General features: G+C 71.5%; 23 protein-coding genes. 14 read left to right on the top strand and 9 right to left on the bottom strand.

Annotation, left to right across the window (positions count from 1 at the left end; translation table 11 throughout):
- Positions 1-10 precede the first annotated feature (10 nt).
- Positions 11-547 (top strand): NUDIX hydrolase, encoded by a 537-nt coding sequence (locus tag ABZ887_RS20650; protein WP_361291381.1) that lies wholly within the window; start codon positions 11-13, stop codon positions 545-547.
- Here ABZ887_RS20650 and ABZ887_RS20645 read toward each other — a convergent pair.
- Positions 544-801: a hypothetical protein gene (locus ABZ887_RS20645; RefSeq protein ID WP_189264734.1), complete on the bottom strand. Its 258-nt coding sequence runs from the start codon at positions 799-801 to the stop codon at positions 544-546. The genes ABZ887_RS20650 and ABZ887_RS20645 overlap by 4 nt on opposite strands.
- Before the next feature lie 207 nt (positions 802-1,008).
- Positions 1,009-1,869, bottom strand: coding sequence for a 3-hydroxybutyryl-CoA dehydrogenase (locus ABZ887_RS20640; RefSeq protein ID WP_361291378.1), 861 nt, complete (start codon positions 1,867-1,869; stop codon positions 1,009-1,011).
- 171 nt (positions 1,870-2,040) lie between these two features.
- Between ABZ887_RS20640 and ABZ887_RS20635 the strand changes: the two genes are divergently transcribed.
- Positions 2,041-3,324 (top strand): family 10 glycosylhydrolase, encoded by a 1,284-nt coding sequence (locus ABZ887_RS20635; protein ID WP_361291375.1) that lies wholly within the window; start codon positions 2,041-2,043, stop codon positions 3,322-3,324.
- 110 nt (positions 3,325-3,434) lie between these two features.
- Here the strand turns inward: ABZ887_RS20635 and ABZ887_RS20630 are convergent, their stop codons facing one another.
- Entirely contained in the window at positions 3,435-3,635 is a 201-nt protein-coding gene (locus tag ABZ887_RS20630) for a DUF1918 domain-containing protein (protein WP_361291372.1), read from the bottom strand.
- Positions 3,636-3,648: 13 nt separating this feature from the next.
- Positions 3,649-4,623 (bottom strand): DMT family transporter, encoded by a 975-nt coding sequence (locus ABZ887_RS20625; RefSeq protein ID WP_361291369.1) that lies wholly within the window; start codon positions 4,621-4,623, stop codon positions 3,649-3,651.
- Between ABZ887_RS20625 and ABZ887_RS20620 the strand changes: the two genes are divergently transcribed.
- The 3 genes from ABZ887_RS20620 to ABZ887_RS20610 all read left to right on the top strand — a co-directional run bounded on the left by ABZ887_RS20620 (position 4,622) and on the right by ABZ887_RS20610 (position 7,296).
- Complete coding sequence (locus tag ABZ887_RS20620) at positions 4,622-6,097, top strand: PLP-dependent aminotransferase family protein (protein ID WP_361291367.1); 1,476 nt, start codon at positions 4,622-4,624, stop codon at positions 6,095-6,097. The two genes, ABZ887_RS20625 and ABZ887_RS20620, sit on opposite strands and share 2 nt — an antisense overlap.
- 42 nt (positions 6,098-6,139) lie before the next feature.
- A complete protein-coding gene (locus ABZ887_RS20615; protein WP_361291364.1) occupies positions 6,140-6,586 on the top strand; it encodes a GNAT family N-acetyltransferase in 447 nt (148 codons plus the stop codon).
- A gap of 116 nt (positions 6,587-6,702) precedes the next feature.
- Positions 6,703-7,296, top strand: coding sequence for a histidine phosphatase family protein (locus tag ABZ887_RS20610; RefSeq protein WP_361291361.1), 594 nt, complete (start codon positions 6,703-6,705; stop codon positions 7,294-7,296).
- A gap of 86 nt (positions 7,297-7,382) precedes the next feature.
- On the opposite strand, the gene ABZ887_RS20605 is transcribed toward ABZ887_RS20610, so the two are convergent.
- Positions 7,383-7,853: a DUF6314 family protein gene (locus ABZ887_RS20605; RefSeq protein ID WP_361291358.1), complete on the bottom strand. Its 471-nt coding sequence runs from the start codon at positions 7,851-7,853 to the stop codon at positions 7,383-7,385.
- 192 nt (positions 7,854-8,045) lie between these two features.
- Here ABZ887_RS20605 and ABZ887_RS20600 point away from each other — a divergent pair, with 192 nt between their 5' ends.
- Positions 8,046-10,532, top strand: coding sequence for an alpha-L-arabinofuranosidase C-terminal domain-containing protein (locus ABZ887_RS20600; RefSeq protein WP_361291355.1), 2,487 nt, complete (start codon positions 8,046-8,048; stop codon positions 10,530-10,532).
- On the opposite strand, the gene ABZ887_RS20595 is transcribed toward ABZ887_RS20600, so the two are convergent.
- The 3 genes from ABZ887_RS20595 to ABZ887_RS20585 form a co-directional block, all read right to left on the bottom strand.
- The gene (locus ABZ887_RS20595) at positions 10,519-10,953 is read right to left on the bottom strand and encodes a carboxymuconolactone decarboxylase family protein (protein WP_361291352.1); all 435 of its coding nucleotides are present in this window, start codon (positions 10,951-10,953) and stop codon (positions 10,519-10,521) included. The two genes, ABZ887_RS20600 and ABZ887_RS20595, sit on opposite strands and share 14 nt — an antisense overlap.
- 84 nt (positions 10,954-11,037) lie before the next feature.
- Positions 11,038-12,024, bottom strand: a complete 987-nt coding sequence (locus tag ABZ887_RS20590) for an aminoglycoside phosphotransferase family protein (RefSeq protein ID WP_361291349.1) — start codon at positions 12,022-12,024, stop codon at positions 11,038-11,040.
- A gap of 105 nt (positions 12,025-12,129) precedes the next feature.
- On the bottom strand, positions 12,130-13,038 hold the full coding sequence (locus tag ABZ887_RS20585) for a LysR family transcriptional regulator (RefSeq protein ID WP_361291346.1): 909 nt from the start codon (positions 13,036-13,038) through the stop codon (positions 12,130-12,132).
- Between the two features lie 81 nt (positions 13,039-13,119).
- Between ABZ887_RS20585 and ABZ887_RS20580 the strand changes: the two genes are divergently transcribed.
- From ABZ887_RS20580 to ABZ887_RS20565, 4 genes are all read left to right on the top strand, one after another.
- Positions 13,120-14,043: a DMT family transporter gene (locus ABZ887_RS20580; protein ID WP_361291343.1), complete on the top strand. Its 924-nt coding sequence runs from the start codon at positions 13,120-13,122 to the stop codon at positions 14,041-14,043.
- Between the two features lie 337 nt (positions 14,044-14,380).
- Positions 14,381-16,867: a YfhO family protein gene (locus ABZ887_RS20575; RefSeq protein WP_361291573.1), complete on the top strand. Its 2,487-nt coding sequence runs from the start codon at positions 14,381-14,383 to the stop codon at positions 16,865-16,867.
- A 23-nt stretch (positions 16,868-16,890) separates the two neighbouring features.
- Positions 16,891-17,865, top strand: a complete 975-nt coding sequence (locus ABZ887_RS20570; protein WP_361291340.1) for a glycosyltransferase family 2 protein — start codon at positions 16,891-16,893, stop codon at positions 17,863-17,865.
- The gene (locus tag ABZ887_RS20565; RefSeq protein WP_361291337.1) at positions 17,865-18,284 is read left to right on the top strand and encodes a GtrA family protein; all 420 of its coding nucleotides are present in this window, start codon (positions 17,865-17,867) and stop codon (positions 18,282-18,284) included. The genes ABZ887_RS20570 and ABZ887_RS20565 overlap by 1 nt, the downstream gene beginning before the upstream one ends.
- A gap of 120 nt (positions 18,285-18,404) precedes the next feature.
- Here the strand turns inward: ABZ887_RS20565 and ABZ887_RS20560 are convergent, their stop codons facing one another.
- Positions 18,405-19,544, bottom strand: coding sequence for a hypothetical protein (locus ABZ887_RS20560; protein WP_361291334.1), 1,140 nt, complete (start codon positions 19,542-19,544; stop codon positions 18,405-18,407).
- Positions 19,545-19,766: 222 nt separating this feature from the next.
- Between ABZ887_RS20560 and argC the strand changes: the two genes are divergently transcribed.
- From argC to ABZ887_RS20540, 4 genes are read left to right on the top strand one after another with little or no spacing between them, the layout of a single operon-like run.
- Positions 19,767-20,795 carry an N-acetyl-gamma-glutamyl-phosphate reductase gene (gene argC / locus ABZ887_RS20555; RefSeq protein WP_361291331.1) on the top strand — a complete coding sequence of 343 codons (1,029 nt, stop codon included), beginning with the start codon at positions 19,767-19,769 and terminating at the stop codon, positions 20,793-20,795.
- On the top strand, positions 20,792-21,967 hold the full coding sequence (argJ, locus tag ABZ887_RS20550) for a bifunctional glutamate N-acetyltransferase/amino-acid acetyltransferase ArgJ (RefSeq protein ID WP_361291328.1): 1,176 nt from the start codon (positions 20,792-20,794) through the stop codon (positions 21,965-21,967). The genes argC and argJ overlap by 4 nt, the downstream gene beginning before the upstream one ends.
- The gene (gene argB, locus ABZ887_RS20545) at positions 21,964-22,866 is read left to right on the top strand and encodes an acetylglutamate kinase (RefSeq protein ID WP_361291325.1); all 903 of its coding nucleotides are present in this window, start codon (positions 21,964-21,966) and stop codon (positions 22,864-22,866) included. The genes argJ and argB overlap by 4 nt, the downstream gene beginning before the upstream one ends.
- A complete protein-coding gene (locus ABZ887_RS20540) occupies positions 22,863-24,059 on the top strand; it encodes an acetylornithine transaminase (RefSeq protein ID WP_361291322.1) in 1,197 nt (398 codons plus the stop codon). The genes argB and ABZ887_RS20540 overlap by 4 nt, the downstream gene beginning before the upstream one ends.
- Positions 24,060-24,066: the final 7 nt, after the last annotated feature.

The following is a 24,066-nucleotide window of genomic DNA, read 5'->3' as shown; positions in this document are numbered from 1 at the left end:
TGGCAGAACCGTGCAGTGGACGAAACAGAACGAACAAACTGTGTATGAAAACCGCTGGTTCAGCGTCAATCTCGCAGATGTCGAGCTGCCGGACGGCCGGCACCTCGACCACTTCCTGATACGGCTGCGGCCCGTGGCCGTGGCGACGGTGGTCAACGACGCGGGCGAGGTCCTCCTCCTGTGGCGCCACCGTTTCATCACCGACAGCTGGGGCTGGGAACTCGCGGCGGGAGTCGTCGAGGACGGCGAGGACATCGCCGTCGCGGCCGCCAGGGAACTGGAGGAGGAGACCGGCTGGCGGCCGGGGACCCTGCACCATCTCATGACGGTGGAGCCGTCCAACGGCCTCACCGACGCCCGGCACCACATCTACTGGTCCGACGAGGGCGAGTACGTCGGGCACCCCGTGGACGACTTCGAATCGGACCGCCGGGAGTGGGTCCCCCTCAAGCTCGTCCCGGACATGATCGCCCGCGGGGAGGTCCCGGCCGCCAACATGGCGGCCGCACTACTCCTGTTGCATCACATGAGGCTCACTGAGGACTAGTGGGCCAGCGCCTGCCAGACCGTGACGACGAGGGCGCCCAGTGCGGTGAGCGCGGCGATGGAGGGCAGGGGCCAGCGGGCGTGTTCCAGCGAGGCCAGGCGGGTGTTGAGCTCGTCCAGTTCCTTGGCGGTCTCCTTGGTCCGGTGGCTGAGCAGGTTCAGCCCTCCCTCGACCTGGGCGTAGGCCACATCGAGGCGACGGCGTAACTCTGCGAGTTCTCCTTGGACCACGGGATGCTCCGGTTCGGCGGTCACGGTCCACTCCTTTGCGTGATCGAGGGTGTTGTTCCGCATCCCTTTACATGCGCATGAAGAGTGAACTCGCCTGGTGAGCGCGTGGGGAGAGTGTGCGAAGGGCATATGCGTGCCCGGAGTGCACACGGTGTGTGAAACACACGGGCCCGGCACCGAAGCAGGTGCCGGGCCCGTCGAGCATCGCTCCCTGTAGTCAGCGGGGCGTGGTCAGTCGTACGTGTAGAAGCCCGAGCCGGTCTTCCGGCCCAGCCGGCCCGCCTCGACCATGCGCTGGAGCAGCGGGGGAGCGGCGTACAGCGGCTCCTTGTACTCGGCGTACATGCTGTTCGCGATGGAGACGATGGTGTCCAGGCCGATCAGGTCGGACAGCTTCAGCGGGCCCATCGGGTGGGCGCAGCCCAGCTCCATGCCGTTGTCGATGTCCTCGCGGCCGGCGATGCCGGACTCGAACATCCGGATGGCGGAGAGCAGGTACGGCACCAGCAGCGCGTTGACCACGAAGCCGGAGCGGTCCTGGGCGCGGATCGCGTGCTTGCCGAGCAGCTTCTCGGCGAAGACCTGGGCGCGGCCGAGGGTGCCCTCGGAGGTGGTGAGCGCGGGGATCAGCTCGACCAGCTTCTGCACCGGGGCCGGGTTGAAGAAGTGGATGCCGACGACGTGGTCGGGGCGGGAGGTGGCCACGGCCAGCTTCACCAGCGGGATCGACGAGGTGTTGGAGGCCAGGATCGCGTCCGGGCGGGTCACCACCTGGTCGAGCACCTGGAAGATCTCCGTCTTCACCTGCTCGTTCTCGACGACCGCCTCGATCACCAGGTCGCGGTCGGCGAACTCGCCGAGGTCCGTGGTGAAACTCAGCCGCGCCAGCGTGGCGTCCCGCTCCTCCTCGGAGATCTTGCCGCGCTCGGCGGCCTTCGCCAGGGAGTTGATCAGCCGGGTGCGGCCGATCTCCAGGGCCTCGCCGGTGGTCTCGGCGACCCGCACGTCCAGGCCGGCGCGGGCGACGACCTCGGCGATGCCCGCTCCCATCTGGCCGCAGCCCACGACTCCGACCTTCTCGATGTCGGTCACATCGTCCCCTTCGCTGATCTACGGGCGGCCGGCAGGACCTCCGGATCCGGTGCCTGCTCCGTTCGTGCACGTTACCCGTAAGTATCGATGATCGATCGTCCGGGTGGGGGCATCCATGGCCGCGGAGGCGATCCGTGACCGGGCGGATCCGGAGAGTGAGAGGGTCTTACGATGGCACCAGTGTCTCGCAGGGCGTTCGCGCTGGCGGCCCTGTCCCTGGCGGCTTCGGTTACACCGGGCGTGTCGGCGGCACCGGGCGGCTCTGCGGCACCGGCTGCGTCGGCGAGCCCGGGCCGGGCAGGGCCGCCGGGACGGCCCCGCCGGGCGGCCACCGAGATGCGCGGCATGTGGCTGGCGACCGTCTCCAACCGGGACTGGCCCTCCCGTACCGGGCTGTCCGCCGCGGACCAGCACAAGGAGCTGACCGCCTTCCTCGACAAGGCGGTCCACCACCGGCTCAACACCGTGATGCTCCAGGTGCGGCCCACCGCCGACGCCTTCTGGCCCTCGCCGCACGAGCCCTGGTCGGAGTACCTCACCGGCACCCAGGGCAAGGACCCCGGCTGGGACCCGCTGGGCACCGCCGTCGAGGAGGCGCACGCCCGGGGCCTGAAACTGCACGCGTGGTTCAACCCCTACCGGATCGCCAACCACACCGACCCGGGCAAGCTGGTCGCCTCGCACCCGGCCCGCAAGAACCCGGACTGGGCGGTGCCGTACGGCGGCAAGCTCTACTACAACCCGGGCATCCCGGCCGTCCGCACCTTCGTGGAGCAGGCGATCCTCGACGCGGTCGCCAAGTACCCGGTGGACGCGGTCCACTTCGACGACTACTTCTACCCGTACCCGGTGGCCGGCCAGACCTTCGACGACGACGCCGCGTACGACGCCCACGGCGGCGACTTCTCGTCCCGGGCGGCCTGGCGGCGGGACAACATCGACAAGCTGGTGACCGAGGTCGCCGACGGGGTGAAGAAGCTGCGGCCCGGCACCCGCTTCGGGATCAGCCCGTTCGCGGTGTGGCGCAACGCCAGCACCGACTCCCGGGGTTCGGACACCAAGGCGGGCGTGGAGACGTACGACGACCTGTACGCGGACACCCGCACGTGGGTGCAGAAGAACTGGATCGACTACATCGTCCCGCAGGTGTACTGGCAGATCGGCAACTCCGCCGCGGACTACGCCAAGGTGGTCGACTGGTGGGCGGCGGTGGCCAAGGGGTCGGGCACCGCGCTGTACATCGGGGAGGCGCTCTACCAGGCGGGGGCCGCGGACGCCCCCTCGGCCTGGCAGGACCCGGCCGAACTGTCCCGGCACCTCACGCTGGCCGACCAGTACCCGCAGGTCGGCGGGCATGTCTACTTCGCGGCGAAGGAGGTGGCCACCGATCCGATCGGGGCGCTGTCCCGGGTGGTCGCCGACCACTACCAGCAGCCGGCGACGCCGCCTGGCTGACCGGCGAGCGTTCGCCACTGTGCCCCGTAAGGGGCGCGGGGAACTGCGCGACCAGCCACAACGGCGCCGCAGTCGACCGACGACACATCGCGGCCCCTCCAGCGGAGCGCTCAGTGCTGTTCGTGGATCTCCCGATGCCTGACCTGACAGTCCGGACCGGGGGACATGATGGCCTCGTGGCCGTCCTCGAAACGGACCCGGTAGGGCGGGGTGCCCTCGGGGCCGAGTACCTGGACGATCTCCGAGACCTGGTCGTGCTGTCCGACCACCCTGCCGTGCTGGACAAGCTGGTCGCCCTCGGATGCACGCATCTCCAGGGCCTCCTCACGATCGCGATCGTTGGGTGACGGCGATGCACACGAGCACGGCGGCGGCCGTGAGTGGAGCGGCCGCGGTGAGGTGCTCGCCCAGCAGCAGCACCGACCACACCAGTGTGAGCAGCGGCTGGGCCAACTGCAACTGGCTGGCCTTCGGAATGCCGACGGCCGCCATGCCCCGGTACCAGACCACCAGGCCGAGGAACTGCGAGCCCGCCGCCACCCACAGCACCCCGGCCACCCCGTGCGCGTTCCAGACCACCGGCTCGTACGACAGTGCGACCACCGCGGCCGGCACGGTCAGCGGCAGACAGAGCACCAGCGCCCAGCCGATGACCTGCCAGCCCGGCATGATCCGGGCCAGCCGGCCGCCCTCGGTGTAACCGGCCGCGCACACCAACAGCGCCGCGAAGAGATACCCGTCGGCGGCCGTGAACGCCCCGCCGCTCTGGGCGACCGTGAACGTCAGCACGGCCACGGCGCCCGCGAGGGCCGCCGCCCAGAAGGTGCGGGAGGGGCGGATCCCCATGCGCAGGGCCGAGAAGAGGGCGGTGGTCAGCGGGAGCAGGCCCACCACCACGGCCGCGTGCGAGGTGGTGGAGGTCTCCAGGGCGAGCGTCGTGAGCATCGGGAAGCCGAGGACGACCCCGGCCGCGACGACCGCCAGCCCCGCCCAGTGCCGGCGCTCGGGCAGTCGTACCCGCAGGAACAGCAGGCAACTGCCCGCCATGGCCGCCGCGAGCACGCTGCGCACCGCCACCAGCGCCCACGGCCCGAAGCCCTCCAGGCCCCAGGCCGTGGCCGGGAAGGTGAGGGAGAAGGCGACGACACCGAGCGCGGCCTGCAGGGTGCCGCGCCGGTGGGAGGAGCGGACGACTGCGGGGGCGGCCGCTGGAGCGGCCGCGGGTGGGGCCGGGGTGTCCGCCGGGGGTGTGCTGACCGCTATCGAAGTTGGGCCGGTAGCGCTACTCTGTGCTCTCATGCAAGAGCGTAGCAGCGTGCTGGAACTGGCGGAACGGCTGCGGCAGGACCTCGACCGCTACTCGCCAGGTGGAAAGCTCCCGTCGAGCCGGGCACTGGTCGAGCGGTTCCGGGTGAGCCCGGTGACCGTCTCCCGGGCACTGGCCCAGCTGGTCGCGGAGGGCCTGGTCGTCACCCGGCCCGGTGCCGGCGCCTTCAAGGCCCCGCCCCGCACCGCGGCCGAGCCCACCGGGGACACCTCCTGGCAGGAGGTGGCGCTCAGCGCCGACGGCGCCCTCGACGTGGTCCCGCGCACCGTCGACGCCTCCGGGGTCACGGTGTGCCTGGCCGCCCCGCCGCCCGGCGTGCTGGAACTCAGCGGCGGCTACCTGCACGCCTCCCTGGAACCCGAGCGCGCCATGGCGGCGGCACTGGCACGGGCCGGTCGCCGCCCCGGAGCCTGGGGCCGCCCGCCGCTCGACGGGCTCCCCGAACTGCGCGAGTGGTTCGCCCGGGACATCGGCGGCGCCGTCACCGCCGCCGAGGTGCTGATCGCGTCCGGCGGCCAGTCCGCCCTGGCCACCGCCCTGCGCGCACTCGCCCCGCCCGGCGCCCCGGTCCTGGTCGAGTCGCCCACCTACCCCGGCATGCTCGCCATCGCCCGCGCCGCGGGCCTGCGTCCGGTCCCGGTCCCGGTCGACCCCGACGGCGTGAAGCCCGCCCTCCTCGCCGACGCCTTCAAGGCCACCGGCGCCCGGGTCTTCGTCTGCCAGCCCCTCTTCCAGAACCCGACCGGCGCCGTCCTCGCCGCCGACCGCCGCGCCGAGGTGCTGCGCATCGCCCGCGAGGCCGGCGCGTTCGTGATCGAGGACGACTTCGTACGACGGCTCGTGCACGCGGACGCGGGCCCGCTGCCCCGCCCCCTCGCCGCCGACGACCCCGACGGAGTCGTCGTCCACGTCGGCTCGCTCACCAAGGCCACCTCGCCGAGCTTCCGGGTGGCCGCCCTGGCCGCCCGCGGTCCCGTCCTGGAACGCCTGCGCGCCATCCAGATCGTCGACACCTTCTTCGTCCCCCGCCCGCTCCAGGAGGCCGCCCTGGAACTCGTCGGCTCCCCGGCCTGGCCCCGTCACCTGCGCAACCTCGCGGCCGAGCTGAAGACCCGCCGGGACGCCCTCACCGGCGCCCTCGCCCACCACGTCCCCGAACTCGCCCTGCCGCACATCCCCTCCGGCGGCTATCACCTCTGGCTGCGCCTCCCCGAGGGCTTCGGGGCCACCTCCCAGGCCTTCGGCTCCGGGGGAGACGCGACCCTGACCGCCGCCGCCCTCCGCGCGGGCGTCGCCATCACCCCCGGCCGCCCGTACTTCAGCGCCGAGCCCCCGGCCGCCCACATCCGCCTGAGCTTCGCCGCGGTCGCCGGGACGGGGGAGATCCTGGAGGGGGTACGACGGCTGCGGGCCGCCTGCGACGAGGTGCTGCGTCCCAGACCCTGAAATCCGATCGACGCCGGGGCCCCGACCGGCGAGGATCCCCGCATGACCGACGCACCAGGCCTCCCCGAGGGCTACGAGTTCTCCGCCGACGCCGACCGCGTGGACGTCCCGCGCGTCCACCGCTGGCTGTCGACCGACGCCTACTGGGCCACCGGCCGCCCGCGGGAGCAGCAGGAGCGCGCGATGGCGGGCTCGCTCAACTTCGGGGTCTACGACGGCGTCACCGGTGAGCAGGTGGCGTACGCGCGCGTGGTGACCGACGAGGCGCTGTTCGCCTGGCTCTGCGACGTGTACGTCGACCCGTCGGTGCGCGGCAAGGGCGTGGGCACGGCGATGGTCGGCGCGGTCCGCGAGCACCTGCGGCCGTCCGGCGTGCGGCGCGTGCTGCTCGCCACCCACGACGCCCACGGGGTCTACGCGAAGCTCGGATTTGCGCCGCTCGAACGCCCGGACCAGTGGATGGCGCTCTACTACCCGTCGCCCGAGTGACATTCCGGCCGACTTGTCGGACACCTCCTGACCTTTGAGTAACATTTCCTCCACGTCCGACAACTCGCAGCCCGATCGCCCTTGACCTGCGCACATGCGCGTCACACCATCGCCGCATGCCACTTCGGGTCACGTTCGTCGCGGCCGCGCGCAGCTCACCGCTGCTCGCGGAGCGCTTCGAGGACGATCGCCCGCTGGACACGGCGGGCTGGGACGAGGTGCAGCACGCTGCCGCCGAGCTGGTGCCCCTGGCCGCGGCCGAGCTGCGCTACTGCTCGCCCACCCCGCGCAGCCGCGCGACCGGTGACGCCCTGGGCTATGCCCCGCTGGTCCAGCTCGCCCTGCGCGACTGCGACATGGGCCGCTGGCGCGGGCTGACGCTGGGCGAGGCGATGGCCAGGGAACCGGACCAGGTGGACGCCTGGCTCACCGACCCGCGCGCCACCCCGCACGGCGGCGAGTCACTGCTGGCGTTCATCTCCCGGGTCGGCAACTGGCTCGACACCCGTCCCGTGGACGACGGCGGCCGCATCGTGGCCGTCGCCGAGCCCTCGGTGATCCGGGCCGCCCTGGTCTACGCGCTCAAGGCACCGCCCTCGACCTACTGGAACATCGATGTCCGCCCGCTCTCGACCACCACGGTGACGGGCCGCGGCGGCCGCTGGAACCTGCGCTTCGACACGGCGGCGGCTCAGACTTCGCGGAGGTAGGCGCCGCGCTGGGCGGGCCGGGTTGCGTCGTCGGTCGTCCGCGGCGCCGTCGTGGCTGGTCGCGCCCATGCGGCGGTAGCCGCACATCAGATACAGCCCCGCGCCCCTTTGGGGCGCTCCTCGCGCTCGTAGTCGGTCGTCAGCACCAGGTCCTTCGCCGGGCCCGCCACCCGCCACACCGTGTGCCAGTGGTCGGCGTCCTGGACGGTGAACTCGCCCCGGTAGAGGTCGGCCGAGCAGGGGTGGTCGGTGATGTGCCGGCCCGATGTCAGGTCCAGGTCGTGGAAGGGGCGGTCGTCGGCGAAGCGCACGTCCGCCGTGCCGGGGCGCGGGCCGGGCAGGAAGCGCAGGGTGCGTTCGGCGGGCCGGGCCACGCCCTGCCAGGTGAACGTCCCCGACTCCTCGTGCAGGAGGCCGCCGCCGTCCAGTGGACGGAACACCGTGGCCCCCTCGAAGCGGCCCTCGTCCCCGCTCGCCAGGTCCCGCACGGTCCGGTCCACCCGCCAGCGCCCGGCCAGATGGGCCAGCACGTCCGCCACCGGCCAGAACTCGCTCACGGTCGTCCCTTCGTCGGCCCACAACCCTACGCCGCCCCGACCCACGGCCGAGGCGCCCGCCCACCCCGCCCCATTGACGCGCTCATGACCCTCTCCCTATCTTGCCGTTCGAAGTGCTGACCGTCGTTCGGTATAGCGAACGACCTGAATGACGTGAATGACGTAATCCTCCTCACGAGCCGCGGAGAATCCATGTCACGCACCACGCGCACCCGGCTGAGACTCGGCCTTGGGGCAAGCGCTTTCCTTCTCGCCGCCGGACTCCTCCCGGCCCCCGCCCACGCCGAGGACGTCACCGACTACGCGATCACCGTCGACCCGGCCGCCCAGGGCGCCGCGATCGACAAGACGATGTACGGCGTCTTCTTCGAGGACATCAACCGCGCCGCCGACGGCGGTCTGTACGCGGAGCTGGTCCAGAACCGGTCCTTCGAGTACACGACCGACGACAACAAGTCGTACACCCCGCTCACCGCCTGGACGGTCACCGGCGGCGCCCAGGTCGTGAACGACGACGGTCGCCTGAACGCCCGCAACCGCGACTACCTGTCCCTGTCCGCCGGTTCGGCCGTCACCAACTCCGGTTACAACACCGGCATCCGCGTCGAGGACGGCAAGAAGTACGACTTCTCGGTCTGGGCCCGCGCCGCGGGCCGTACGGCACTGACCGTGTCGTTGCAGGACTCCGGCGGCGCCCTCGCCACCGCCCGCCAGGTGACCGTGAGGAAGAACGGCTGGGCCCGGTACAAGGCGACCTTCACCGCCACCCGGACCAGCTCCGCCGGCCGCCTCACCGTGGCCACGGCCGACGCCGCCGCGCTCGACATGGTCTCCCTCTTCCCGCGAGACACCTACAAGCACGAGCCCAACGGCCTGCGCAAGGACCTCGCCGAGAAGATCGCCGCCCTGCACCCGGGCTTCGTCCGCTTCCCCGGCGGCTGCCTGGTCAACACCGGCTCGATGCAGGACTACAGCGAGGCCTCCGGCTACCAGCGCAAGCGGTCCTACCAGTGGAAGGACACCGTCGGCCCGGTCCAGACCCGCGCCACCAACGCCAACTTCTGGGGCTACAACCAGAGTTACGGCCTCGGCTACTACGAGTACTTCCGCTTCGCCGAGGACGTCGGAGCCATGCCGCTGCCCGTGGTCCCGGCCCTGGTCACCGGCTGCGGCCAGAACCAGGCCGTCGACGACGACGCGCTGCTCAAGCGGCACATCCAGGACACCCTCGACCTCATCGAGTTCGCCAACGGGCCGGTGAGCTCCAAGTGGGGCAAGCTGCGCGCGCAGATGGGCCACCCCAAGCCCTTCCACCTCACCCACATCGAGGTCGGCAACGAGGAGAACCTGCCCGCCGCCTTCTTCGCCCGCTTCACGCAGTTCCGGGCGGCCATACAGGCGGAGTACCCGTACATGCAGGTGATCTCCAACTCCGGCCCGGACGACTCCGGTACGACCTTCGACACGGCCTGGCAGCTCAACAAGGACGCCGAGGTCGACATGGTCGACGAGCACTACTACAACAGCCCGCAGTGGTTCCTGCAGAACAACGACCGCTACGACTCCTACGACCGCAGCGGGCCGAAGGTCTTCGTCGGCGAGTACGCCTCCGGCGGCAACACCTTCAAGAACGGACTCGCCGAGGCCGCCTACATGACCGGCCTGGAACGCAACGCGGACGTCGTGAAACTGGCCTCCTACGCGCCGCTGTTCGCCAACGAGGACTACGTCCAGTGGCGCCCGGACCTGGTGTGGTTCAACAACCACGCCTCCTGGGGCTCGGCGAACTACGAGGTCCAGAAGCTGTTCATGAACAACGTCGGCGACCGGGTCGTGCCGTCCACGGCCACCGGCACCCCCTCCCTGCTCGCCCCGATCACCGGCGCCGTCGGCCTGTCCACCTGGAACACCAGCGCCGCGTACGACGACGTCAAGCTGACCGACGCCGACGGGAAGACGCTGCTCACCGACGACTTCTCCGGTGACGCGTCGCAGTGGACGCACACCGGCGGCGGCAGCTGGGCGGTCCAGGACGGGCAGTACGTCGAGACCTCCGACACCGCCGAGAACACCATGGTCCAGGCCGGGGACCCGTCCTGGCACGACTACGACCTGCACGTGAAGGCCACCAAGAAGTCGGGCAAGGAGGGCTTCCTCGTCGCCTTCGGCGTCAAGGACACCGGCACCTACTACTGGTGGAACATCGGCGGCTGGAACAACACCCAGACCGCGGTCGAACAGGCCGTCGACGGCGGCAAGTCGACGCTGATCGCCAAGCCCGGGTCGGTCGACACCGGCCGCGCCTACGACGTCGACATCAAGGTGCGGGGCCGGCAGGTGACCCTGTACCTCGACGGGCAGGAGTGGGGCAGCTTCACCGACGACAAGCCGGCCGAGCCGTTCCGGCAGGTCGTCACCGCGGACGAGAAGACCGGCGACCTGATCGTCAAGGTCGTCAACGCCCAGTCCGCGGCGGCCCGTACGGCGATCGACCTCGGCGGCGCCGAGGTCGCGAGGAAGGCCAGGGTGACCACGCTCGCGGCGGGGCCCGACGCGGTGAACACCGAGACGTCCACCGCGGTCGCCCCGGTCACGTCCACCTTCAGCGGGGTCGCCGACCGGTTCACGTACACCTTCCCGGCGAACTCGGTCACCTTCCTGCGGATCAGGCAGAGGTAGCGTCCGGCGCGGGCTGCTGTCCGACCGGCAGCAGCCCGCGCTCGGCGAAGACCTTCTTCGCGACGAAGGTCGCGTTGAGCGCCTTCGGGAAGCCGCAGTACCCGGCCGAGTGCAGCAGGGCCTCGACGATCTGCTCCGGAGTGAGGCCCATGTTGAGGGCGGCGTTGACGTGCACCTCCAGCTGGGGCTCGCAGCCGCCCAGCGCCGTCAGCATGCCCAGGGTCACCAACTGCCGGTCCCGGGGCACCAGCTGGGGGCGGCTGTAGATCTCGCCGAAGCCCCACGCGACGATCTGGTGGCCCAGCTCGGGGCTGATGTCGGAGAGCGAGTCTATGACCCGTTGCCCGGCCTCGCCGTCGACCGTCCTCAGGATCTCCAGGCCGTGGGCGAAACGCTCTTCGCGGGTGCTGTTCTCGCTCATGTCAGCTCTTCCGTTCTCCTCGGAACCGGTCACGGGGAGAACGCTAGGAGCTGGAGCGCGCTCAAGGTCAAGCGGGCGCCGGGGTCAGCCCAGCGCGCGCAGTTCGGCGACACGGTCGCCCAGGTAGCGCCGGGCCCAGTCGGCGCGGTCCCCGTCGTAGCCGCGGGGGCCGCACTCCACGACGAGGATCAGCCCCAGGTAGAGGCCGTACAGGGCGAGGCGACGGCGCAGGCCGGGGGAGAAGTCGAGACGGCCGCCCGCCGCACGGTACCCGGCCACCAGGTCACTGTCCGGACCGATTTCCCCGCCGAACCCGAGGGAGACCAGTTCGGCGGCCGGGTCGCCCCAGAAGGCCCGCTCGTGGTCGATGAGGCCGGTGATCCGGGGCGCGTCCGCCCGGTCGTCGACGAAGATGTTGCCCGGCCAGAGGTCGAAGTGGACGAGCTTGGGCTCGGTGACCTGGTCGAGCGCCCGGCCGCCCGCGGCCACCAGGGTCCGTATCCCGGCGGCGGGCACTCCGAGATCGGTGTTCCAGCGGACCGCGTCCGCCAGCAGCGCGTCCACCATCGCCGTGAAGGCGGTGCGCCAGTCGGCGGCGGACAGTTCGGCCTCGGGTGCGGGATAGCCGTAGCGTCCGTCCTCGGCGGTCAGGGTGTGCAGCCGGGCGGTGATCGCGCCCAGCTCGCGGCGCAGCGCCGCGTCCGTGGCGGGTGCGAGGTGCTCGGCGGCCCTGTCCCAGGGGGTGCCCGCCAGCACGGAGACGGCGAGGAAGTCGTCGCCCCGGTACAGCAGTTCGGGCGTCGGCACCGTGCCGTCGGCCAGGCCGGCCAGGCGCCGGTAGACCAGGGCCTCGGTCGACATGATCCCGCGCTCGTAGCGGAGCACGGGGGCCTCGGCGGGCGGCGCGAGCTTCACCACGGCCGCGCGTCCGTCGTCGAGGCGGACGCGGTAGGCCGTGTTGAACCAGCCGTCGGTCAGCTCTTCCTCCAGCCGGCATCCGACGCCCGTCGCCTCGCGGAGGAGGGCGTCGAGTCCGGCGGCGGACAGCCGGCGCTTGGTCAGGCTCTGCATGCGGCGACTCGCTCTCGTCCGGCGGTGCGGTGCGATGAGGTGGGAGCGCTCCCGAAGATACGGGGGATCCCACAGAGATGGGATCCCGAAGAGATGGGATCCCGGTCAGCGGTGCCCTCGGCCCCGGATGACCTCCGCGGCCTCGACGAGTTCGCCGAGAACGGTGCGCACCGCCCTGCGGGCCGTCCGCTCGGGGCGGTGCAGTACGTCGATGTGGCGGTGGGCCTCGATGCCGCTGAGCGGTCTGAGGGTGACTCCCGGATGCGGGCGGGACGTCCAGCGGGGCATCAGGGCGACTCCGCCGCCCGCGGCCACCACCTCGGCGACCACGGCGATCTCGTTGACGCGGTGGACGATGTCGACTCCCCGCCCGGCCGCCGCCGCGATGGCCTCGACCGTGGCCAGCAGCGGGAAGCCGTCGTGCACGGTGATCCAGGGCTGCCCGGCGACGTCGTGGGCGGTCAGGGCGGGCCGCCCGGCCAGCGGGTGGTCGGTCGGCAGGGCGATGTCGAGCGGTTCGCGCAGCAGCGGGGTGGCCGTGGCGGTCCGGGGCCAGGGCGGGGCGTGGTCCAGACGGTGGGCCAGGACCAGGTCGTAGGTACGGGTCAGCGGCGGGAAGTCGGCCTGGGCCACGTCCTCGTCGTGGAGGGCGAGCCTCGGGGACCCCGGCCCGCCCAGCCGTCGTAGCAGCAGGGGGAAGAACGCGGCGGCCCCGCTGTGGAAGGCCGCCAGCGACACCGTCCCGTCGGGTTCGTCGACGTACGCGTCGATGGTGTGGCGGGCCCGGGCCAGCGCCGTCTCCACGCCGATCGCCGCGTCCGCCAGGGCCTGCCCGGCCGGAGTGAGGACCAGCCGGCGGCCGGCCCGCTCGGTGAGCGGGACCGGGATCGAGCGCTGGAGCAGGCGCAGCTGCTGCGAGATCGCCGAGGGCGTCACCCGCAGTGCCTCGGCGACCGCCGTGACACTGCCCAGTTCGCCCAGCTCCCGCAGGACCCGCAGCTGCCGTTCGTCCACCAGCTGAGTGTAGCTTCGCTAAAGGATTGGTTGAGAAAGACGTCGTTTACTTCAACGTGCGGCTCGTGGATCGTGAACGGCATGCCGACCACCCGCCGCATCGACCTGGTGCTCCTGGCCGTCGCCGTCGTCTGGGGCTCCAGCTACCTGACGGCGAAGACCGCCACGGACGCCCTCCCCGTCCCGACCGTCCTCTTCGTGCGCTACGCCGTCGCCGCGCTCGCCTGCGCGCTCGTGCTGCGCCGGTTCGGCGGCCTCACCCGGGACGAGAGGCGCTACGGCGGCCTGCTCGGCCTCACCCAGGCCGCCGTCCTCGTCCTGGAGACGTACGGCGTCGCCCACACCAGCGCCGGGAACGCGGGCCTGATCATCAGCCTGACCCTCGTCCTCACCCCCGTGCTGGACCGGGTCGGTCTGCCGGGCAGGTTCTTCCTCGCCGCCGGGGTGTGCATGGCCGGTGTCGGACTGCTCGTCTCCGGCAACGGGCTCCGCGCCCCCGGAGCCGGTGACCTGCTGATCCTGGCGGCGGCCGTGGTCCGCGCGGGTCATGTGGTGCTGGTCGGCCGGGTCACCGCGGGCCGGGCCCTGCGCCCGCTGCAGCTGACCGCCGTGCAGTGTGCCGTCGGCAGTGTCCTGTTCCTGCTGCCTGCTGCCCCCGGGCTGCCCGCGCTCGCCCGGACCGGTGCCGTCACCTGGGTCCAGCTCCTCTACCTGGCCCTCTTCTGCGGCCTGTTCGCCTTCCTCGCCCAGACCTGGGCGGTCCAGCGCACCTCGGCGACCCGGGCCGGGCTCCTGCTGGGCACCGAACCGGTGTGGGCCCTGCTGGTCGGCGCCGTCCTCGGCGGCGAGCGGTTCACCGGGCTCTCCGTCCTGGGGGCCGCGCTGATCGTCGCCGGAACGTACTGGGGCCAGGCCGTCGAACGCGCCCATCGCCGACCCGCCCCGGCGACGGTACGCGACGCGGTCCGACACCGTGCCGGTACAGGGGCCCCACAGGCTCGTTAACCTGTGCATCATTTACTGGTTGTCTTTCGTTTCCTCTGAAGTCGCGGATTCTTTCCGGTAGCGCACATGGATTCGGAATTCGACTTATTACTTCACAGGCGTGGCACAACCATCAGGAACCTCACCCCGTCTAAGTCGGCGAAACACCGACCTGCGGGGAGTGACGACCCCGTTTTTTATCTGGGGGCCGCACACAATGAATCGCACCACCCTGACCGGGCGCGAACAGGGGGCGAAACCGGCAGGGCGCGAAGAGGAACGGGAAACCGGCCCCGTGAAATGGCGGCGCGTCGATCCGAGAGCAACCGCCGCGCTGCTCGCGGCACTTCTCACCACCATGGCGTTCTGTGCCGCCGACGTGATCGCCCGCAGCTACCCGTTCGGGCCCCGCACCCGCAGCGTCAACGACCTCGGCAACCAGTACGTGCCCTTCCACGCCCACCTCTGGGACCTGCTGCACGGCAGGGCCGACGGCGGCCTCCTCGTCAACTGGCAGTCCGGCTACGGCTCCAGCTTCCTGCCGGACCTCGGCACCTATGTGAGCAGTCCGTTCGCACTCCTCGTCGCCCTCTTCCCGCGCGACGAGATCGACCTCGCGGTGTACGCGATCACCGTGCTCAAGACGGCCACCGCCGGCGCCGCGATGGCCTGGCTGCTGCTCAGCCTGCGCCGCGGCCGCTGGTGGGCGGCCGGCATCCTCGGTGCCTCCTACGCCCTGTGCGGCTGGAGCATCGCCCTCGCCTCCTACAACCCGATGTGGCTCGACGGCCTGATCGCACTGCCACTGCTGTGCCTGGTCGGCGAGTGGGCCATGGCCGGCCGGCGCCCACTGGCCGGTGTGCTGATCGTGGCGCTCGCCTGGACCGCCAACTTCTACACCGCCTACATGGCCACCCTCGGCGCCGCCCTGGTGCTGCTGCTCCGGCTGGTGCTCGCCGAACTGCCGTGGCGGCGCGCCCTGGCGGTGGTCGGCCGGGCCGCGCTGACCGTCGCCCTGGGCGTCGGCCTGGCCGCGCCGCTGGTGATCGTCGTGTACTCCGGCACCAAGCACGCCTACCCGGGCCGCGAGGGCCACTTCGCCCCGGTCGGGACCGAGGACCTGCTGGCCCGGCTGCTGCCGACCACGTACAGCTACAGCTCACCGGCCCTCTACGTCGGCATCACCGCGCTGGTGCTCGCCCTCGCCCTGCCCTTCCACCGGAAGGTCCCGGTCCGGGTCCGGGCCGGCTGGACGGTGCTGGTGCTCGCGGTGGCCCTGTCGCTGCAGTGGGCGCCGACCAGCCTGGCCTGGCACGCCTTCGCCGCCCCGAACGGCAGCTCCTACCGGCAGGCCTTCGTGCTCTGCGCCCTGCTGGTCGTCGCCGCCTGGCACGCGGTCGCCGACGGGCTGCCGGACCTGCGGGCACTCGGCGCGGCCGCCGTGCTGCTGGTCCTGATCGCCGCCGCCGCGAGCCGCAGCACCCTCACCCAGCAGCACAGCCACCACACCTGGCCGGTGGTACTGCTCGCGGTCGCGGGCGCACTCGGCGGGCTCGCGCTGCTCAGCGTGCGCAGCGGCAGGCCGCTGCTGGCCGGGCTGGCCGTGGCGCTGCTGATCGGCGCACAGTTCGGCGAGGCCGCCGCCACCTCTGCGGTGGCCACCCGGACGCGGCTCGGCCAGATGGACGACTACGCGCCCTGGGGCGACCGCCAGCAGCAGGAGGCGGACGCGGTCGCGAGCGCCGAAGACTGGCCCGCGTACCGCACCGAACCCGGCCGCGACCAGACCGTCGCCAACGACCCCATGATGGTCGGCGGCCAGGGCTCCCAGTACTACAGCAGCCTCACCGCCGACGTCCTCAGCCGCACCCTCACCGCGCTCGGCGACGGCTGGACCTCCCGCGGCCGCAGCCTGCAGAGCCTCGACAACCCGGTCACCGACGCCGTCTTCGCGGTCGGCGCCCGGGTGCACAACCCGCCGGACCCGCACCAGCAGTGGCTGCCCCAGGGCGGCGGCCCCTCCACCGTCACCCGCGAGGACGTCCCGCCGCTGGTGACGGTACGGCCCACCGCCGCGCACTCCACCCCGGCCGCGTTCGGCCCCTCCCCGTACCGCAACCAGGAACTCCTGCTCGGCGCCCGCGTGTACACCCTGCCCCGCACCACCCTCAGCGGTGCGAACAAGGGCGACGCGGCACGCGGCCTGCTGGTCGACGGGGCGCAGACGATCACCGCCCGGTGCCGGCCCGGGAGTTCGGTCTTCCTCTGGGCACCGCACTACTCGGGTACCGCCCAACTCGCCAGTGGCGGCGAGCAGAAGCTGTACCGGTCCGACGCCGAGAACACGAAGATCGCCGCGATGCAGCCGCTCGGCACGGTGCGCGCCGCGGGACAGGTCCGGATCGACCTGAAGCCCAACCGGCTCGGCCGCGTCCCGGCGCAGGGCGCGGTCGGCTGCCTCGACACCGCGCGGCTGCGCACCGCCGTACAGCACCTGAAGGCCACCGGCGCGACCGAGGTGACCGTCTCCGACGGCACCCTGCACGCCCGACTGCCCGCCGGGAGCACGGGAACCGCCGTGGTGGCGGCACCCCGGATCGCCGGCTGGCGCTGCTCGGCCGACGGCGGCGACGAGGTCGCGGCGAGCGAGTTCCACGGCCTGATCGCCGTCCCGCTGGGCGCCTCCGCGACCAGCCTCACCTGCACCTTCCACCCGCCCGGTCTGCGTCTGGGCACCGCCGTCGGCGGCGCCTCGCTGCTGGCACTGATCCTCATCGGCACCGTCTCGGCCGTACGCCGCAGAACCGCCGTCCGCTCCGGCGAGCGCACGACCACCGCTCACTGACCCGTCCCCAGGGGGAAGAACCCATGCTGATATCGATCGTCGCGCCCTGTTACAACGAGGAAGACGTCATAGAACGGTTCCACGAGCAGGTCCAGAAGATCGCCAACGAACTCCTGCCGCTCGGCCACGACATGGAGTTCGTGTACGTCGACGACGGCAGCCGCGACCGCACCCTGACCCTCCTCAGCCGGCTCGCCGAGCGCGACGCGCGCGTCCGGTACGTCTCCTTCAGCCGCAACTTCGGCAAGGAGTCGGCCCTGCTGGCCGGCCTGAGGCACGCCACCGGCGACGCCGTGATCGTCATGGACGCCGACCTCCAGCATCCGCCCGAACTCATCAAGCGAATGGTCGAGTTGCGCGGCGAGGGCTACGACCAGGTCATCGCCCGGCGCACCCGGCAGGGCGACCGCGTCACCCGCACCCTCACCGCCCGCCTCTACTACCGGCTCATCAACCGGATAGTCGACGTCGAACTCGTCGACGGCGTCGGTGACTTCCGGCTGATGTCGCGCCGGGTGGTGGACGCGATCGTGAGCCTGACCGAGTACAACCGGTTCTCCAAGGGCCTGTTCGCGTGGGTCGGATTCCCCAGCACCACCTTCGAGTACGAGAACGCGGTGCGCGAACACGGCAGCAGCTCCTGGTCGTTCCGCAGCCTGCTCAACTACGGCCTCGACGGGCTGCTCTCCTTCAACAACCGCCCGCTGCGCGCCGCGCTCTACCTCGGCATGACCCTGCTGGCGCTGGCCGGCGCGTACACGGCCTGGATCGTGGGCGCGGCGATGATCAACGGCGTGCAGACGCCCGGCTATGTCACCATCATTACAGCCGTCACCGCCCTGGCCGGCGTACAGATGATCATGCTCGGGGTCATCGGCGAGTACACCGGCCGGATCTACTACGAGGTCAAGGGGCGCCCCCACTTCCTGGTGAAGGCGACGAACGTGGACCGAACGGAAGACCGCACCCGCGGCACGACGAAGGACCTCATCCCCTGATGCCGAACGCCACCCTGTCGACCGCCACCGGACCCACTCGTCCGATATCCGGGCAGATCATCACCTTCGCGCTGGTGGGCGTCGTCAACACGGCCACGTACTACGGCCTTTACCTGCTTTTTCTGATGTATTTGCCGTACCTCGCCGCGCATGTTCTCGCGTTTTTGCTGAGTATGATCGGCTCGTTTTTTCTCAATGCGCGGTTCACTTACCGGACGCGTCCGACGTGGCGGAAATTCCTGCTGTTTCCGCTGACCAATGCGACGAATTTCGTGATCACCACGGTGGGGGTGTACGTGATCGTCGACATGCTGCACGTGGGGAGCAAGTTCGCACCGCTGATGGCATCGGCGGCGGCTATTCCGGTCACCTTCGTGGTGTCCCGGTGGGTCATGCTGCCGAAGGTGGAGGCGGCGTAGGCGTGGCGCCCTCTCCCAGGGCGAGCACCTCGTCGATCACCGACCGGATCTCCTCGTCCTGCAGGAACGCGCGGTAGTCCCGGTACGGCGACAGCCGCCGGTCCGACCCCCGTACCGTGCTCAGGACGGCGCGTACGCCCGGAGAGACCGCGCCGATCCGCGCGATGGCGCGCAGCGCATCGAGGAAGACGACGAAGGAGTCGCCCCCGTCGGCGACCGGCTCACGGGCGAGACGGAGCCGAGCCTGTCCGTCCTGGAGAAGTACGTCCTTTGGGCAGCCCGGTACCGCACACCGGCGTCCGGGTCGGCGAGCAGCTCCCCTGCGAGGGGCAGCAACTCGGCTGCCGCGGACGGCCGGACCACCAGCAGCCGCCACGCCTCGTCCAGCGCGGCTCCGCACAGCGGCGCGTCGCCCGTACGGCGCGCCACGCCGACGAGCCGGACGAGGAAGCGGAGCGCGGCGGCCGGCGCGTCCTCGAACAGGAAGGCCGTCCAGGAGACCACGTCCGCACGGCTGAAGGCGTCGTCGATGTCCGGCACGTACCAGATGTCCTCGAACCGGGGGCGCACGGTCGGATCGGAGAGCGTCTCCACCAGCAGGTCCAGCTCCCGGACCGGCGCCTGGGCGTCGAACTCGGCCCAGGCGTGCACGGCCGCGACCCGCATGACGGCGGGACCGGTCCGCAGGACCTCCTGCACCACGGCGCGCACCCGGCCCACGGCCTCGGCGGTGTCCGCCGCGGCGGTACCCAGCGCGAGCAGCAAGGGCAGCCGCACGGTCAGGTCCGTCTCGGCGCTCCACCGCTCCAGCAGGACCTCGACCCCCTCCGCGAAGGGCAGTGCCTCCCTGCGCACCACGGGATCGGGGTCCGCGAGCAGTTTCCGCAACGCCGGTCGCTGGTGCCGCCACATCTCGTGCCATCCCGGGTCCACCCGGTCCGGTTCGGGCGCGGCCGCCGCCCGGGACAGGCTCACCAGCAGCTGCACGAGCCAGTTCCGGGCGCCCATCCCGGGATCGCCGGCCAGAGCGACGATGAACGGCAGGGCGGCGGTCGAGGCGGAGTCCAGGTGCCCGTGGCGCGGCGCGATGTGCTCGTACAGGGGGTCGCAGTCCGCCTCCGTCGCGGCTCCGCCCCTGTCCATCAGGTGCAGGAGGGCGCGTCGCATCTCCTCGGTGAGGCGATCCCCGCAGGCGGACTCCAGCCGCTCCCTCGGCGCGTCGCCCGGCGCCCCCACGGCCATGTCCGCCACGTCCGCCACTCCCCGTCTCCGTGCTCCCGGCAAGCCGGCTCCCCGCCGGACATCCTGTCATCGAGGACGGCCGCGGGGCGCGAGAGAGGGTGCCTGGGGAGGACGTTCCCTGTTGCCGCCCACTGGGCATGATCGGGGTGCGGCCTGCCCGCGGTCGTGCGCGCGGCGATGACGTGCGTTGCATAAACGTGCAGCGAACCGTATAGTCATGCCATCTGGAGGAGGATGGACATGGCGGTACGTGCGGCGGTTGCCGGAGCGAGCGGATACGCGGGCGGAGAGGTCCTGCGGCTGCTCCTCGCGCACCCCGAGGTCGAGATCGGCACCCTGACCGGCAACTCCAACGCGGGCCAGCGCCTGGGCGCGCTCCAGCCGCACCTGTTCCCGCTCGCCGACCGCGTGCTGGCGGAGACGACCCCCGAAGCCCTCGCCGGGCACGACGTCGTCTTCCTCGCGCTCCCGCACGGGCAGTCCGCCGCCGTCGCCGAGCAGCTCGGCCCGGACGTCCTCGTCGTCGACATGGGCGCCGACTTCCGCCTCCGGGACCCGGCCGACTGGGAACGCTTCTACGGCTCCCCGCACGCCGGCACCTGGCCCTACGGCCTCCCCGAACTGCCGGGTGCCCGCGCCGCGCTGGAGGGGTCCAAGCGCATCGCGGTACCCGGTTGCTACCCCACCGCCGTCTCCCTCGCCCTCTACCCGGCCTACGCCGCCGGGATCGCCGAGCCCGAGGCGGTGATCGTCGCCGCGTCCGGCACCTCCGGCGCGGGCAAGGCGCCCAAGCCGCACCTGCTCGGCAGCGAGGTCATGGGCTCCATGTCCCCGTACGGCGTCGGCGGCGGCCACCGGCACACCCCCGAGATGATCCAGAACCTCAGCGCGGTGGCGGGGGAGCGGGTCGCCGTCTCCTTCACGCCGACGCTCGCGCCGATGCCCCGGGGCATCCTCGCCACGTGCAGCGCCAAGGCCGTGGCCGGGGTGACGGGGGAGTCCGTGCGCGCCGCCTACGAGAAGGCCTACGCCGACGAGCCCTTCGTCCACCTGCTCCCGGAGGGCCAGTGGCCCGCCACGGCGTCCGTCCACGGTTCCAACGCCGTTCAGGTGCAGGTCGCATACGACGAGGCCGTCGGCCGCATCATCGCGATCAGCGCCATCGACAACCTGACCAAGGGCACCGCCGGCGGCGCCCTGCAGAGCATGAACATCGCCCTCGGACTCGACGAGTCCACCGGGCTGACCACGATCGGAGTTGCGCCGTGAGCGTGACGGCAGCGAAGGGATTCACGGCCGCGGGCATCGCCGCCGGGATCAAGGAGAGCGGCAACCCGGACCTGGCCCTCGTGGTCAACAACGGGCCCCGCCGTGCCGCCGCGGGCGTCTTCACCTCCAACCGCGTGAAGGCCGCCCCCGTGCTCTGGTCCGAGCAGGTCCTCAAGAGCGGCCAGGTCTCGGCCGTGGTCCTCAACTCCGGCGGCGCCAACGCCTGTACGGGCCCCAAGGGCTTCCAGGACACCCACGCGACCGCCGAGAAGGCCGCGGAGGTGCTGGGCCGGGGCGCCATCGAGGTGGCCGTCTGCTCGACCGGCCTGATCGGCGTGCTCCTGCCCATGGACAAGCTGCTGCCGGGCGTCGAGACCGCGGCCGCTTCCCTGAGCGAGCACGGCGGCGAGAAGGCCGCCATCGCCATCAAGACCACCGACACCGTGCACAAGACGTCCGTGGTGACCTGGGGGTCCCCCCGGACGGAGTCTGGGGGAGGCTGGACCGTCGGCGGGATGGCCAAGGGCGCCGGCATGCTCGCCCCCGGCCTCGCCACCATGCTGGTGGTCCTCACCACGGACGCGGTCGTCGAGAGCGAGGCGCTCGACAAGGCGCTGCGCGCCGCCACCCGGACCACCTTCGACCGCGTCGACTCCGACGGCTGCATGTCCACCAACGACACCGTGCTGCTGCTCGCCTCCGGCGCCTCCGAAGTCACCCCGGAATACGCGGAGTTCGCCGAGGCCGTCCGCGCCGTCTGCGACGACCTCGGTCAGCAGCTGATCCGGGACGCCGAGGGCGCCAGCAAGGACATCAAGGTCGAGGTCGTGAACGCGGCCAGCGAGGACGACGCCGTCGAGGTGGGCCGCTCCATCGCCCGCAACAACCTCCTCAAGTGCGCCATCCACGGCGAGGACCCCAACTGGGGCCGCGTCCTCTCCGCCATCGGCACCACCGGGGCCGCCTTCGAGCCCGACCGGCTCAACGTCGCCATCAACGGCGTCTGGGTGTGCAAGGAGGGCGGGGTCGGCGAGGACCGCGAGAAGGTCGACATGCGCTACCGCGAGGTGCACATCGTCGCCGACCTCGCCGCCGGCTCCGAGACCGCCACCATCTGGACCAACGACCTGACCGCCGACTACGTCCACGAGAACAGCGCTTATTCGTCATGAGTACTACGCGTAAGCACACCGCGCTGCCCAAGGCGCAGATCCTCATCGAGGCGCTGCCCTGGCTGGTCCGTCACAACGGCAGGACCGTCGTGATCAAGTTCGGCGGCAACGCCATGATCGACGAGGACCTCAAGGCCGCCTTCGCCCAGGACGTCGTCTTCCTGCACCACGCCGGCCTCAAGCCGGTCGTCGTGCACGGCGGCGGCCCGCAGATCAGCGCCGCGCTGGACAGGCACGGCATCGTCAGCGAGTTCAAGGCCGGGCTCCGGGTCACCACCGAGGACGCCATGGACGTCGTACGGATGGTGCTCGCCGGGCAGGTCCAGCGAGAGCTGGTCAACCTGCTCAACCAGCACGGGCCGCTCGCCGTCGGGCTGACCGGCGAGGACGCCCACACCATCACCGCGACCAAGCACCGGCCCGAGATCGACGGCGAGTTGATCGACATCGGGCGGGTCGGCGAGATCACCGCGATCGACACGGGCGCGATCGAGGCACTGCTCGCCGACGGCCGGATCCCGGTCGTCTCCTCCATCGCCCGCTCCGAGGACGACGGACATGTCTACAACGTCAATGCTGATACGGCGGCTGCGGCACTCGCTGCTGCTCTGGGCGCCGAGACCCTCATGGTCCTCACCGACGTCGAGGGCCTCTACGAGGACTGGCCGAACTCCGACGAGGTGATCAGCCGTCTCACCGCTTCCCAACTGGAGAAGCTGCTGCCGGAGCTGAGCTCCGGCATGGTGCCGAAGATGGAGGGCTGCCTGCACGCCGTACGCAACGGCGTCACCACCGCCCGGGTCATCGACGGCCGGGTCCAGCACTCGATCCTGCTGGAGATCTTCACGGACGAAGGCATCGGCACCATGGTCGTGCCGGACGCGGAGGGGGAGTCATGAGCAACCAGGAACTGACCACGCGCTGGCAGGGCGCGCTCATGAACAACTACGGCACCCCGCGGCTGCCCCTCGTCCGCGGCGAGGGCGTCAAGGTCTGGGACGCCGAGGGCACCGAGTACCTCGACTTCGTCGGCGGCATCGCCACCAACGCGCTCGGCCACGCCCACCCCGCGATCGTCGAGGCCGTCAGCAGGCAGATCGCGTCCCTCGGCCACATCTCCAACTTCTTCATGGCCGAGCCCACCGTCGCCCTCGCCGAGCGGCTGGTCCAGCTCTTCGGCCGGGACGGCAGGGTCTTCTTCTGCAACTCAGGTGCCGAGGCCAACGAGGCCGCCTTCAAGATCGGCCGACTGACCGGGCGGACCCACATGGTCGCCACCGACGGCGGCTTCCACGGCCGGACGATGGGCGCCCTCGCGCTCACCGGACAGCCCGCCAAGCAGGACCCGTTCCGCCCGCTGCCCGCCGACGTCACCCACGTGCCCTACGGCGACGCACAGGCCCTGGCCGCCGCGGTCACCGAGGAGACCGCCCTGGTGATCATCGAGCCGGTCCAGGGCGAGAACGGCGTCGTCGTACCGCCCCCGGGCTACCTCAAGGCGGCCCGCGCGATCACCGCCGCCACCGGCGCCCTGCTCGTCCTCGACGAGGTGCAGACCGGCACCGGCCGCACCGGCACCTGGTTCGCCTACCAGGCCCACGAGGGCGTGCTGCCCGACGTCGTCACCCTCGCCAAGCAGCTCGGCGGCGGGCTGCCGCTCGGCGCGACCGTGGCCTTCGGCCGCGCCGCCGAACTGCTCCAGCCCGGCCACCACGGCACCACCTTCGGCGGCAACCCGGTCGCCTGCGCCGCCGGCCTGGCCGTCCTCGACACCATCGAGAACGAGGGGTTGCTGGAGAACGTCAAGCGGCAGAGCGAGAGGTTGCGGGACGGAATCGAGGGTCTCGGCCACGGGTTGATCGATTATGTCCGGGGCGCGGGTCTCCTCCTGGGTATCGTGCTCACCGAGCCGCTGGCAGCGCAGGTGCAGCAGGCGGCTCAGGAGGCCGGGTTCCTGGTGAACGCGCCCGCTCCCGACGTCGTACGGCTGATGCCGCCGCTGAACCTCCGCGACGCCGAGGCGGACGCGCTGCTGAGCGCCCTGCCCGGCATCCTCGACGCAGCGAGCGGGGACGGACGATCCGGAGAATGAGACGACG

The organism is Streptomyces sp. NPDC047061, from assembly GCF_040643955.1.
GTDB lineage: Bacteria > Actinomycetota > Actinomycetes > Streptomycetales > Streptomycetaceae > Streptomyces.
Note: the sequence above shows the minus strand (reverse complement) of the source record. Positions and strands in the feature narration are given on the sequence as shown.